The sequence below is a fragment of the Streptosporangium sp. NPDC006013 genome (assembly GCF_040614275.1).
In the GTDB taxonomy this organism is placed as follows: Bacteria; Actinomycetota; Actinomycetes; order Streptosporangiales; family Streptosporangiaceae; genus Streptosporangium.
In genome coordinates, this window is record NZ_JBEXUE010000289.1 from 1 (window position 1) to 12,978 (window position 12,978).

Genomic DNA, 12,978 nt, shown 5'->3' on the forward strand with positions numbered 1-12,978 from the left:
CACCGGGCGGTGCGAATCACCGGTGTCCCGGGAGCGGCGGTCACCGCACTACGGGGTGTCCTCGCCCTCCACCCGCATGACGCTCACCACGTCGCGGACGATGTCCAGCTCGCGCAGGCCCTCGATGGTGGCCGAGAGCGCGGCGTCGCTGGCCCGGTGGGTGACCAGCACGAGCTGGGCGTCCGCGCCGTGGCCCTCCTGACGGACGGTCTGGATGGAGACGTCCTGCTTGGCGAACATGTCGGCGACCCTGGCGAGCACGCCGGGCTTGTCGGCGACGTCCAGCGAGACGTGGTAGCGCGTGACGGTCTCGCCCATCGGGTGCACGGTCAGGTCCGCGTAGGTGGACTCCTCCGAACCCCGGGTGCTCGCCAGCACGTTGCGGGCCACGGCCACGATGTCGCCCAGCACCGCGCTCGCGGTCGGTGCGCCGCCGGCGCCCGCGCCGTAGAACATGAGCTGGCCGGCGGACTGCGCCTCGACGAACACGGCGTTGTACGCCTCGCGGACCCCCGCCAGCGGATGCGTCCTGGGGATCATCGCCGGATGCACCCGTACGCCGAACGACCTGCCGTCCTCCGAGCGGGCACAGATCGCCAGCAGCTTGATGACGTAGCCCATGGCCTTGGCGCTGGCCACGTCCGTCGCCGTGATCTCGGTGATGCCCTCGCGGTGCACATCGGCGGCCGTCACCCGGCTGTGGAAGGCGATCCCGGCGAGGATCGCGGCCTTGGCCGCGGCATCGAAGCCCTCCACGTCGGCGGTGGGGTCCGCCTCGGCGTAGCCCAGTGCCTGGGCCTCCCCCAGCGCGTCGGAGAACGAGGCCCCGGTGGAGTCCATCTTGTCGAGGATGTAGTTGGTGGTGCCGTTGACGATGCCGAGCACGCGGTGGACGTGATCCCCGGCGAGCGACTCGCGCAACGGGCGGACCAGCGGGATCGCGCCCGCGACGGCGGCCTCGAAGTAGAGGTCGGCGTTGCCGGCCCTGGCCGCGGCGTGGACCGTCGCGCCGTCCTCGGCGAGCAGCGCCTTGTTGGCCGTGACGACGGACTTGCCGCCGTTCAGCGCGGCCAGGATGAGCGCCCTGGCCGGCTCGATTCCGCCGATCACCTCGATGACGATGTCGATGTCGTCCCGGGTGACCAGGGCCTCGGCGTCGGTGGTGAGCAGGGCGGGGTCCACGTCGGCGTCCCGTCTGCGGCCCAGGCGCCGCACGGCGACCCCGGCGAGCTCCAGCGGTGCCCCGATGCGTGCGGTGAGGTCGTCGGCCTGCTCGTGCAGGAGCCTGACCACCTGGGAGCCGACGACCCCGCATCCCAGAAGTGCGACTTTCAGCGCCATACGATCACGCCCCCCTCTCGCCCACGCCACGCACGGGTTTCTCGTCCGCTCCTGGTCGTTTCACAGCTGTCCTCTCAGCAGGTCGTCCTCGGTCTCCCTGCGGACGATCACGCGGGACACCCCGTCCTTGACCGCGACCACGGCGGGCTTGGGGAGGTAGTTGTAGTTGTTGGCGAGCGAGCGGCAGTAGGCGCCGGTGCCCGCGACGGCGATCAGATCGCCGGGGGCCAGATCTCCGGGGAGCCACAGGTCGCGCACGACGATGTCGCCGCTCTCGCAGTGCTTGCCGACCATCCGGGAGAGCATCGGCTCCGCGGCGCTCTCCCGGGAGGCCAGGCGCGCGGTGTACTCGGCCCCGTAGAGGGCGGTGCGGAGGTTGTCGCTCATGCCGCCGTCGACGCTGACGTAGGTGCGCAGCCCCTCGACGTCCTTGATCGTGCCGACCTCGTAGAGCGTCACCCCGGCGAGCCCGGCGATGCCCCTGCCGGGTTCGACGGTGAGCTTGGGCACCGGCAGCCCGGCGGTCCTGGCCACCTTGCTGACGATCTCCCGCAGACTGTCGGCGATCTCCTTGACGTCGAGCGCGATGTCACCGTCGACATAGGGGATGCCGTAGCCGCCGCCGAGGTCGAGCTCGGGCAGCACGACGTCGTGCTCGTCCTTGATCTGCACCAGGAGCTTGGCCAGGCGGCCCGCGGCCACCTCGAACCCCGCGGTGTCGGTGATCTGGGAACCGATGTGGGAGTGCAGGCCGACGAGTTCCAGCTGGGGCAGGGCGAGGATCCGCCTGGCCGCCTCCGCCGCCGCGCCGGAGCTCAGTGAGAAGCCGAACTTCTGGTCGTCGTGGGCGGTCGCGATGAACTCGTGGGTGTGGGCCTCGACACCCACGGTGACCCGGATCATCACCCGGGGGCGCCTGTCGTGCTTGTCGGCGAGGAAGCCCAGACGGGCGATCTCCTCGAAGGAGTCGGCCACGATGTGCCCGACGCCGGCCTCGACGGCCCTCTCCAGCTCGGCGTACGACTTGTTGTTGCCGTGCATGGTGATCCGCTCGGGCGGGAAGCCGACGCTGAGCGCGACGGCGAGCTCACCGGCGCTGCACACGTCGAGACCGAGGCCCTCCTGCATGATCCAGCGGGCGACCTCGCGGCACAGGAACGCCTTGCCCGCGTAGTGGACCTCGCCCCCGGAGAACGCGCCGGCGTAGTCGCGGCAGCGGGAACGGAAATCCTCCTCGTCCACCACGTAGAGCGGGGTGCCGTGCTCGGCGACCAGGTCCCTGACGTCCACGCCGCCGATCGTGATCGAGCCTTCGGCTCGGTCCGACGTTCGCGGCCAGATGGTCGGGTCAAGCGTGTTCAGGTCGGCGGGTGCGTGCGGAGGGCGCTCCTCGGGCAGCACTTCGGCATGCCGGTCACCGGCGGGATGGGCGAATCGACTCACCCGATCGAGGCTATCGGACCCGGTGATCCCCCTGAGACGATTGCCCACCTATCGAGACGCGATCGCCCTCGAACGCGCGAACTTTTTACGTTATTGACCACTTTGGCGACATATTTTAATGTCGCGTCGCGACAGGATCCTCAGGAGACCCGTTCGGCGGGAGCGCCCCAGGTGTTGCAGGACGCCACCGTGCCGCCCTCCTGGCCGCGCCGCATCCACTCGGCGCTGCTGGCGCCCGAGCCGTGCGACTGCCGGTAGCCCGCCTCCGCGCCGTCCTCGGCGCCGGAATCGTGCCCGGCGAAGCCGCGCAGGTTCTCCAGCCGGCGCGGCGTGGCGATGCGCAGCGTCGCCGCCGCCAGGCAGTCCGCCTGGAGTTCGAGCCGCCGCGACCACGCCTCGTCGAAGGCCTCGGAACCTCTCTGGTCGGCGATCCCGCTGACCTCCTGAACGTGATGGGCGTACTCGTGGGCGAGCGTGAACATCATCGGGAAGGCCGGTTCGTCCTCGACCAGCACGTTGACGACGCGGGAGTCGGGACAGTAGATCCCGGCCCAGTCGTAGTCGTCGATCCCGCACGCGGCCGCCTCGGGGACGGCGATCAGCCGCACCTCCTCCGGCGGCGCGTAGTCGATGCCCGCCCTCGCCAGGGTGTCCGCCCACATCCGGTCCAGGCATCCGGCGAGGGCCTTCAGCGACGCGCGGGCGTCGGCGTCGAGGTTTCCCGGGAGCGTGCCGCAGCGGGCGTCGATCGGCCCCGTCTCCTCGTACAGGCGGTGCGTCGCCGCGGCCGAGCGGGGCGAGCCCGGCGCGGTTCCGAGGAGTTCGCGCAGGTCGCCTCCCAGATAGGCGAGCCCGCCGAGGATCACCGCGAAGGCGAGCAGCATCGGCAGCACCCGTCGGATCATCCCGGGGCGGCGTGGCTCGTACGCCTCCCAGTCACGGGGACCGCCCATTCGCCGCTCTCCTGATCCTTTTGATCTTCTTTGAGAGGGTCTATCACAACCTGTCGGGGGCCGTCTCGCCAAGCGCCGCCAGCGCCTCGGCCAGCACGTCCCGTACCGCCCGCGCCAGGCGTACGCGGGCGGTGTGCAGCTCCGACGGCTCCTCGTCACCGGCGGGGAGCGCGGCGGCCCCCTCGAAGGCGTCGTGGTAGGCCAGGGCCAGGTGCTCGGCGTAGGCGGCCCACCCGGGGTCCCGGCTCACCCGCCTGCCGGGCACCTCGGCCAGCGACCTGAGCACCGCCCTGTCCCTGCGGTCGTCGAGCAGTTCGGGCCTGAAGGCCCCGCCGACGCCCAGCTCCACCGCCCAGCGCTGCACGGCGACCGCCCGTGCGTGCGCGTACCTGACGACGAACCCGGGGTTGGCCCACGTCCTGGGGAGGTCGTCCCACGGGGACGTGCCCGTGACGGGGGGAACGGGCCCGCCGATCTCCGTGACGAGCTCGCCGGGCACGGACACCACGATCTCCAGGAAACCGCCGGCCGGCACCCGGACGGCCGCGATGCCCGGCAGCGCGCGAAGCCGGTCGGCCGTCCGCTCCGGATCCTCTCCCCGGCGCAGCGCGGCCGGGGAGACGTAGATCGCCTCCTCGGCCCACGTCCCCTTGGGGATCGGCGGCAGGCCGAGGACCTCACCGAGCGCGCCTGGCCTCATCTGGTCAGCCTAGACTCCGGACGTACGCGCTCAGATCAGCGCGTGCGGGTCGGCCGGGCCGTAGTCGACGAGCTGGGCCGAGCCGAGCAGCCAGCGGTCGCGGTCACGGAGGCAGACGTAGCCGAAGCGGTCCGCGGAGAAGACCTTGATCCCGTCCGCGCGGCACTGGCGCATCAGCACGTCGGCCCAGTTCTCCGAGACGTCGGCGAAGCCGATGCCGCGCAGCACCGTACGGCGGGCCAGCAGGGTGGCCCCCGCGACGTCGGGGAGGTAGGAGTACTCCGCCGAGGGCTGGCGCAGCACCGTCGCCGCGACGTCGCGCAGGTGGGCGTAGTAGGCCGCCTTGCCGACGATGTCGGCGCTCGCGAACAGGAACGCCCGGCTGAGATCGGCCAGGTAGTGCTCTCCGTACCGGTCACGGGCGTCCATGACCGCCACCAGGTCTCCCTGGCACAGGTCGAGGGCGCGGTTGAGCATGCCGCCCGTGGTGAGGCCGGGGTCGGGGCGGCGTACCGTGACGTGCACCTGGTCGGGCAGCGCGGCGCGGGCCCGCGCGGCGGCGTCCGGGACGTCCGAGAGCAGCACCAGCTGGACGACGCCCTTCTGTGGCGCGACCTGGGCCAGCGTGTGGTCCAGGTCGCCCCGGTCGATCATGATCACCGAGATGTTCAGGGTGGCCCGGCCGCTGGGCAGGCCGATCGCGTCCAGCAGATCGTCGACCTTGTTGGTCATCGTGCCCGAGGCGTACGCCTGGCGGAGCGCCAGGTGGGCCCGGCGCGGGTCGGGCTCGGTGCCGATGGAGGTTCCACAGGCGGCCAGCTCGGCCATCCGCCAGGGCTCGGTGCCCGGCGGGCAGTCGACCGCGACGGGCCAGCGGTAGGAGGTGAGCACGTCCGGATACGACAGGTGCCCGGGGAGCAGTTCCTCCAGCGAGAGCACCCGCTCGAACCGGTCCCCGGCCAGCGGCAGCGGGTTGTGCACGCGCGGCTGGATGGCGAAGGGCAGGATTCCCAGCGAGGGCGCCCGGCGGCCTGGCTCGGGCTCCTGGGCCGCCAGCGCGGCGCCCCAGGCCCCCACGGACTTGGGCAGCGCGGTCACCACGTGCTCGAACAGCCTGGCCGCGGCGACGAATCCGGCGGCCTCGCCCCCGGTGTGCCAGAAGACCGTGCGGATGCCCCGCTCCGCGCACCAGGACAGCAGGGCGCGCAGCCCCTGGCCCGGCCGGGCCAGCTCCTGTGCCCACGGCCCCTCGGTCACCGACTCGACCAGCAGCAGGTGCGGGACCTCCGCCGCCAGCACCCGGGCGAAGTCCCTGGGCGTGAAGCCGGTGCTCTGGCGCCACTCGTAGCGCAGCAGTGCCTCGCCGTGCGGTGAGGCGATCACCGCGGCGGTCAGGTGCGGGCGGGTGTTCGGCCCGGTCGGGACGCGGAACGGCTTGAGCTTGACCGACCTGCCGCCGACGGTTCTGACGGAGCTGGTGGCCTGGAAGGACGCGCCGGGCACCACCGCCTTGTCGCCGCTCTTGCGCGGCACCGGCTGGCGCTTGGGAGCGGTCGGGCGCTTGGCGGGCTTGGCCGCCCCGCGCAGGCCACGCGCCAGCCGCACCGGGTTGCTCTTGCCCGTCTTGATCGCGTCACCGAGCCTGGACCAGCGGGCCACCTGCACCGAGGAGAGCTTCCACCTGGCCACCTCGGCCTGGTAACGCTGCTCCGCCAGGTCCTTGCGGAGCTTCTCCTCGGCCGCGTTCGCCGCCTCCAGCCGCTCCTCGGTCTCGCTGAGAAGTTCTCGCACCCCACGCAGTTCTTCGGCCACCCGCTCCGCGTCAGCGATCTTGGCCTGTGCCGCATCAAGCAGACGGGCCAGCTCGGAAGCCCTTTCCGCGTGCGCCACCGCCTCCCGTAACGCCTGCCGTGTGCTTTCGAGTTGGTCGCCCGTCACGCCGTCCTCCGTTTCCTCAGCCGGGCGAAAGGATACCCTTTGCTCAATCGCGACATAGAGGAGTCAGCACGGTGCAGTGGCCGACGTTCAATGTGAGGCCGTACGTCTGCGGCGGCATCGGGCACCTCGACGAGGCGGTCCTGGAGACGCTGCGCGGGGCGGGACCGCGGGTCAGACCCGCCGTCCAGAGCCAGCACGCGGCCCTGTTCAGCTCCTCCCCGCTGCCGCCCTACCGGCGGGACGAGCGCGGCTGGGCCTTCGCCTGGGGGGAGCGCAAACCCGGCGGGGCGGCACCGTCGAACACACCGTCGAACGCACAATGGATCACCGTGGCCGAGACCTACGAGACGCCCGGCCTGATCGACGACGGTGAGCGGATCACCCTGCACGCCGGCGGCCTCGGCCTCGTGGACGTCTACTACCTGTTCCGCGGCGGGGCGCTCTACTTCTCCTCGCTGCTCGAACCGCTGCTCTCCCTGGCGCGTACCCCGTACGAGATCAACTGGGACGCCTGGGCCTCGATCATCCAGCTCACCTTCCCGTTGCGCGACGACACCCCGTACACACAGGTGAAGCGGCTGGCCGGGGCGAGCGCGCTGGTCTTCGACCGGGCGTCGGGCCGGATCTCCGTCGAGCGGATGCTGCCCCGGTGGCTGCGCGAGGAGCCGTACGAGGCGGGAAGGACCGCCGGGGAGATCCTGGAGATCCTGCACGAGGTCTACAAGGAACTCGACGGGCGCCCGCTGCTCGTACCGGTCAGCGGCGGCTACGACTCGCGGCTGCTCTGCTCGGTGGCGGTGGCCCGCGGCGCCGACGTGGAGTCGTGGACGACCAGCCCCGACGACGGCACCGACACCGACATCGTCTTCGCCAAGGCGATAACCCACGAGCTGGGCGTGCGCCACCGGGTGATCCCTCAGGACGCCGCCGCCTATCCCGACGACGCGCTGGCCGCGGCGCGGCGGCTGGAGTTCCTCACCCCGCACCACGCCTGGTACACCCCTTTCGCCCGCGAGGTGCACCGGGCCGGGCGGACCCTGGTCGACGGGCTGGCCGGGGGGCCGCTGCTGAAGAACTTCATGGTCAGCGGGGCCGCGCTGGAGGCCGCCGGCCAGGCCGAGCGCAAGGCCGCGCTGCTCGGCTCGCTGGCGCTGGGCTCCCCCTCCACGCCCTTCCTGTCGGAGCGGGCGCAAGAGTGGATCACCGACAGCGTCGGGCACGCCTTCACCCAGTCGACCTCCATGCTCAACGGCCACCGGGCGGAGCTGCCGCTGTCGGTCCTGCACACCAGGACGGCGCGGGGCATCGCCCGCTCCCCGGTCAACCTGGTCGGCCCCGAGGTCTCGTTCACGGCGCCGTTCATGCACCCCGGCTTCTTCGACGCGGCGCTCTCCGTCGGGGTGAACCGCAAGGACCAGGGGCGCTTCTACCGCGAGCTGCTGTACGCGGCCAACCCGCGCGTGGCCGCGCTGCCCTCCACCAATGTGGTCAAGCAGCCGCTGGCGCGGGTCCCGCTCCGCTCGGCCGCCGCGCCCGCCAGGGAGTACGGCCACCGGATGCTCACCCTCGTCGCCGACGCCGTGCCCTCGCTGCTCTCCGAGCAGTTGCACACCGTGATCGCCGAGGGTCCCGACGGCCTGACGCGGTTCAACGGCTGGAACGACCGTTTCTGGGTGCGCGGCCTGGTGCTGTTCGGCGCCTGGCTCGGCGACTACCAGGACCGCCTCCCCGACCTCAGCCCGCCCTGGAACTGACCTCCTGACGCCCTCCCCCCGCCGGGGCCCTACCACACGGCCCCGCGGAGTTTTCGCGCGCCCCCGGAATCGGGCCCGGCCACCCCTTCGAGAACGCCGGAGCGCGTCCCCGCCGCACCGCGCGCGCCCCGACCTGGTCCGCGGGCATAAGCCGAGGTCACCACGTTGGGGCGTGTCGTGTTTCAGGCAGGAAAACGGTAAGCGACGCGGCGATTACGCGGACATGGCGCGATGCGCGCCGCGATTCCGTGGGGCGGGGGCGACGTACCACGCCAAGGGGGCTTCGAGGGGTTCACTCGGCTGGTAGTGTTCGGCCCAGAAAGCGCCACAACGGATGGCCCCGAATCACAAATTCGGCCCGTCCGCGGCCATGGAGCTCGTGGGGATGACGGCTCCCGCCGGCGCGGTCACCAAACATCATCAGCCGGAGCATCCGGTGACTTCGTCCTGCCCTTTATCACCGTGAGCGAGAACACGATGAATCCATCCCCCCTCCCCTCCCCCTCCCCGGAGTCCGTCGCCGAGGACTTCGTCTCGGCCGACCCCCAGTGGTACAAGCGCGCGGTCTTCTACGAGGTGCTGGTCCGCGGGTTCAAGGACTCCAACGGCGACGGCACGGGTGATCTGCGCGGCCTCATCGAGAAGCTGGACTACGTCCAGTGGCTCGGCGTCGACTGTCTGTGGCTGCTCCCGCTGTACGAGTCCCCCCTGCGTGACGGCGGTTACGACATCTCCGACTACATGAAGATCCTTCCGGACTTCGGCGATCTCGGAGACTTCGTGGAGCTGATCGAGTCGGCGCACCGGCGGGGCCTGCGCATCATCACCGACCTGGTGATGAACCACACCAGCGACAAGCACCCCTGGTTCCAGGCGTCCCGGCACGACCCCGAGGGCCCGTACGGCGACTTCTACGTCTGGTCGGACAGCCCGACCGGCTACCCCGACGCACCGATCATCTTCATCGGCGCCGAGGAGTCCAACTGGACCTACGACCCGGTCCGCAAGCAGTACTACTGGCACCGCTTCTTCCACCACCAGCCGGACCTGAACTACGAGAACCCGGCGGTCCAGGAGGCCATGCTGGAGGTCCTGCGCTTCTGGCTGGACCTGGGCATCGACGGCTTCCGCCTCGACGCGGTGCCCTACCTCTTCGAGCGCGAGGGCACCGACTGCTCCGGCCTGCCGGAGACCCACGCCTACCTGAAGAAGGTCCGCGCCGAGGTCGACCGCCTCTACCCCGACCGGGTGCTGCTGGCCGAGGCCAACGGCTGGCCCGAGGACGTGGTCGAGTACTTTGGTGACCCCGCGGTCGGCGGCGACGAGTGCCACATGGCCTTCCACTTCCCGCTCATGCCGCGCATCTTCATGGGCGTGCGGCGGGGCAGCCGCGAGCCGATCTCCGAGATCATGTCGCGGACCCCGAAGCTCCCCGAGAGCGCCCAGTGGGGCATCTTCCTCCGTAACCACGACGAGCTGACGCTTGAGACGGTCACCGAGGAGGAGCGCGACTACATGCACTCCGAGTACGCCAAGGACCCGCGCATGCGGGCCTACCTCGGCATCCGGCGCCGCCTCGCCCCGCTGCTGGAGAACGACCGCGACCAGATCGAGCTGTTCACCGCGCTGCTGCTCTCGCTGCCCGGCTCCCCGGTCATGTACTACGGCGACGAGATCGGCATGGGCGACAACATCTGGCTGGAGGACCGCGACGCGGTCCGCACCCCGATGCAGTGGAGCCCGGACCGCAACGCGGGCTTCTCCACGGCCGATCCCGGACGCCTCTACCTGCCCGCCGTGATGGACCCGATCTACGGCTACCAGGCGGTCAACGTGGAGGCGCAGCAGCGGAACCCCGCCTCGCTGCTCCACTTCACCAGGAACATGCTGGCGATCCGCCGTGAACACCCGGTCTTCGGCACCGGCGTCTACAACGAGCTGTGGTCCAGCAACCCGGCGGTGCTCAGCTTCGTCCGTGAGGACGGGGACGACCTGATGCTCTGCGTCAACAACCTGTCGAAGTATCCGCAGCCGGTCGAGCTCGACCTGCGCCGCTTCGCGGGGATGACGCCCGTCGAGGCCAGGGGCGGGGTGCACTTCCCCGCAGTGGGCGCCCTGCCGTACCTGCTGACCCTGCCGGGTCACGGTTTCTACTGGTTCTCGCTCAGGCCCTGAGAACGGCTTTCGAGGGTAGCCCCGGGACGCGTGTCCCGGGGCTATCTGGCCGTTACCGGGACCTGGGCGCGGGCCGCGCGGGCCGCCGGGATCAGCGTCACCAGCAGGGCGGAGCCGACCGCGACGAGCACCGCGACGGCGAGCGTCAGGGCCGAGGGCGTACGGCCGATGCCGGCGCCGACGCCGCTGGTGTGGCCCTGCAGGTCGATCAGCCCGCTGACCAGTGAGGCCCCGGCCGCGGTGCCCGCGACCACGCCCAGCACGATCAGCAGGCCGGTCCCGGTGACCAGGGTGGCGGCCACCTGTCTGGGCGTGAGGCCCATGGCCTTGAGCACCGCGAGGTCGAAGGCGTGGTCGCGCAGGCCCAGGGCACCGGCCGTCAGGAGGTTGGCCAGGCCCAGCAGGGCGAGCACGCCGATCAGCGCCACGATCACCACCCGGATGATCGCGAGCCGCTCCGCCGGGTTGACCACCCGGTGCACCTCAAGGGCCTCTCCCGAGGCGGCCAGCAGCCGCGCCCGGACCTCGACCGGGTCCGCGCCCGGCCTGAGCACCAGGCTGTAGAACTGCGGCGGCACCGCGTCCTTGGCCGCGAGGCTGTCGATGCCGAAGGAGAGCACCTCCCCGTCCTGGTCCGGCTCCACCACCCGGCCCACCAGGTGCACGATCAGCGGGGTGCCGCCCACGGTCAGCCGGACCCGGTCTCCGATCCGCACCCCCAGCAGGTCGAGCAGCCCCTGCCCGGCGACCGCCTCTCCCCTGGCGGCGTACATCCGGCCCTCGACCACCGAGAACGGGTACGGCTCGGTCGAGGTGCCCGCGGCGCGGGCCAGCACGCTCCTGGTCTGCTCGGGCTCCAAGGCGAGCACCTCGGCGCCGGGATAGGCGGCCAGCACCCCGGGGTCGGCCCTGGCGACCCTGAGGGCCTCGTCCGCGGGGAGCTCGTCCGGGCGCACCGTGAGCGCCGCCGCCTGGCCCACCTGCTCGGGATGGCGGAGGAAGTCGTCCAGGGTGGCCCAGCAGCCGAGCCCGATGGTGATCATCATCATCGGGATCGCGACGCCGAAGATGCTCAGGAACGCCGGGACCCGCCGGGTGAAGGCGTCACGGGTGCCCAGGACCAGGGCGGGCGGCAGCCGCAGCAGCAGCGCCAGCCGCGCCAGGTGCGACAGGTGCCCCCGGAGCGGCGCCGCGGGGGCCGCGGGGACGGGAGGGGTGCGCCCGCCGCGCCAGGCCGGCAGGGCCACCGCCACGCAGACCACCGCGGCGGTGCCGCCGGCGATGGCGAGCAGCGGGCCCGGCGAGAGCGGCAGGATCGGCGCCCCGTCCAGGACGAACGACGCGGCGACCTGACCGCAGAGGAGCCCGATGACGATGCCGAGCGACCCGAGCACGCCGTGCTCGGCCATCAGCACGCCGAAGACCTGGCCCCGGGTGTAGCCGAGGGACTTGAGGGTGGCGATGTCCCGGGTCTGGGTCAGCACCCGGCCGCCCACCGCGTTGGCGATGGCGAGCGCGGCGGCGACCAGCCCGGTGATGCCGAACAGCGCGAGCAGCAGGCCGAGCAGCCGGTTGTCCAGCTCCATCGAGGCGCGGACCTCGCGCCAGGTGGACATCCGCTGGATCTGCCCCTCCAGGAGGGTGACGGCACCGTGGACGGCGGGCAGCGTGGCCTCGCCGTCGGCCAGGCGCAGCCCGGTGACCGACTCGCTGCGGCCCAGCGCGGGCTCGACCCTGGCCAGGACCGGCGCGAGCGTCCAGGCCAGGCCGGGCGTCCACTCGGGATAGAAGCCCTGGTCGGCACTGTCCGCCAGGCCGACCACGATGAGCGGATGGGTGGCGCCGTTGAGCCCGGTCACCGGGAAGGGGCCGCCCACCCTCAGGTCGAGCGCCCTGGCGAAGGAGCGCTCGACGACCACGCCGTCGGTGTCGCCGGGGCGGAGCGGGCGCCCTTCGCGGATCAGCGGGACGGCGACCTCCGGAGGCGTCGCGGACATCTCGCGCAACGCCACCGGCGACTTCTTCCCGTCCAGGGTGAGCGTGACCGGGGCCGACCGGTAGGGACCGGCCACCTGGACCACGCCGGGGAGCCTCGACAGCGCGGCCACCTCGGGGGCGTCCCTGGTGTGTATCCACACGTGCGCGCCCCTGGACTCGGCGAACAGGCCGCGCCACGGGTTGGTGCCGTCCTCCAGCAGGGTCGCGGAGGTGATCAGCGCCGTGACGATCCCCGCCACGGCCAGCACCGTAAGCAGCGCCTGCGCCCTGCGTGCCCTGAGGTCGGCCCGGATCCATCTGAAGGAGGCTCGGGCGGTGCTCACCGCGACGCCCCCCGGATCCGGGTCCGCGCGGCCCGCCCGGCGGCGTTCGGGAGCACGGGTCGAAAGGTCCCCGGCGGCAGGGGCATCGGTCAGCCTCTCAGCTCGACGACGTCGCCCGCGCTGCCCCTGGGACGGCGGCGGACCAGGCCGGCGCCGCCGTCGTCGACGATCTGACCGTCCAGTAGGGAGATCACCCGGTCGGCCAGGCTCGCCACCCGGGCGTCGTGGGTGACCATGATGACGGTCTGGCCCTCGCGGTGGACCTCGCCGAGCAGGCGCAGGACGTCGCGGGTGTTGCGGCTGTCGAGATTGCCGGTGGGCTCGTCCGCGAGCAGCAGGCTCGGCTTGTTGGC

The 12,978-nt window shown here is 71.9% G+C and carries 8 protein-coding genes and 1 pseudogene; 2 read left to right on the forward strand and 7 right to left on the reverse strand.

The window, feature by feature from the left end:
- Positions 1-48: 48 nt before the first annotated feature.
- The 5 genes from ABZ260_RS33410 to ABZ260_RS33430 form a co-directional block, all read right to left on the reverse strand.
- Complete coding sequence (locus ABZ260_RS33410; protein WP_350924613.1) at positions 49-1,341, reverse strand: homoserine dehydrogenase; 1,293 nt, start codon at positions 1,339-1,341, stop codon at positions 49-51.
- Positions 1,342-1,401: 60 nt separating this feature from the next.
- Positions 1,402-2,784, reverse strand: a complete 1,383-nt coding sequence (gene lysA, locus ABZ260_RS33415; RefSeq protein ID WP_355625734.1) for a diaminopimelate decarboxylase — start codon at positions 2,782-2,784, stop codon at positions 1,402-1,404.
- Positions 2,785-2,924: 140 nt separating this feature from the next.
- Positions 2,925-3,737, reverse strand: a complete 813-nt coding sequence (locus tag ABZ260_RS33420; RefSeq protein ID WP_355625736.1) for a neutral zinc metallopeptidase — start codon at positions 3,735-3,737, stop codon at positions 2,925-2,927.
- A gap of 43 nt (positions 3,738-3,780) precedes the next feature.
- The gene (locus ABZ260_RS33425; protein ID WP_355625738.1) at positions 3,781-4,437 is read right to left on the reverse strand and encodes a DALR anticodon-binding domain-containing protein; all 657 of its coding nucleotides are present in this window, start codon (positions 4,435-4,437) and stop codon (positions 3,781-3,783) included.
- A 30-nt stretch (positions 4,438-4,467) separates the two neighbouring features.
- Positions 4,468-6,375 carry a glycosyltransferase gene (locus ABZ260_RS33430; RefSeq protein WP_355625740.1) on the reverse strand — a complete coding sequence of 636 codons (1,908 nt, stop codon included), beginning with the start codon at positions 6,373-6,375 and terminating at the stop codon, positions 4,468-4,470.
- A 71-nt stretch (positions 6,376-6,446) separates the two neighbouring features.
- Between ABZ260_RS33430 and ABZ260_RS33435 the strand changes: the two genes are divergently transcribed.
- Together ABZ260_RS33435 and treS are read left to right on the forward strand one after the other, a co-directional pair.
- Positions 6,447-8,129: an asparagine synthetase B family protein gene (locus ABZ260_RS33435; protein WP_355625742.1), complete on the forward strand. Its 1,683-nt coding sequence runs from the start codon at positions 6,447-6,449 to the stop codon at positions 8,127-8,129.
- Positions 8,130-8,606: 477 nt separating this feature from the next.
- The gene (treS, locus tag ABZ260_RS33440) at positions 8,607-10,304 is read left to right on the forward strand and encodes a maltose alpha-D-glucosyltransferase (RefSeq protein WP_355625744.1); all 1,698 of its coding nucleotides are present in this window, start codon (positions 8,607-8,609) and stop codon (positions 10,302-10,304) included.
- 41 nt (positions 10,305-10,345) lie between these two features.
- Here the strand turns inward: treS and ABZ260_RS33445 are convergent, their stop codons facing one another.
- Complete coding sequence (locus ABZ260_RS33445) at positions 10,346-12,625, reverse strand: FtsX-like permease family protein (RefSeq protein WP_355625746.1); 2,280 nt, start codon at positions 12,623-12,625, stop codon at positions 10,346-10,348.
- An 89-nt stretch (positions 12,626-12,714) separates the two neighbouring features.
- Positions 12,715-12,978, reverse strand: a pseudogene (locus ABZ260_RS33450) (ABC transporter ATP-binding protein); the annotation flags it as partial.

Excerpts from the sequence above, each read along its gene's own strand:
- ABZ260_RS33410 (WP_350924613.1), bottom strand. The coding sequence starts at position 1,341 with ATGGCGCTGAAAGTCGCACTTCTGGGATGCGGGGTCGTCGGCTCCCAG.
- treS (WP_355625744.1), top strand. The coding sequence starts at position 8,607 with ATGAATCCATCCCCCCTCCCCTCCCCCTCCCCGGAGTCCGTCGCCGAG.
- ABZ260_RS33425 (WP_355625738.1), bottom strand. The coding sequence starts at position 4,437 with ATGAGGCCAGGCGCGCTCGGTGAGGTCCTCGGCCTGCCGCCGATCCCC.
- ABZ260_RS33420 (WP_355625736.1), bottom strand. The coding sequence starts at position 3,737 with ATGGGCGGTCCCCGTGACTGGGAGGCGTACGAGCCACGCCGCCCCGGG.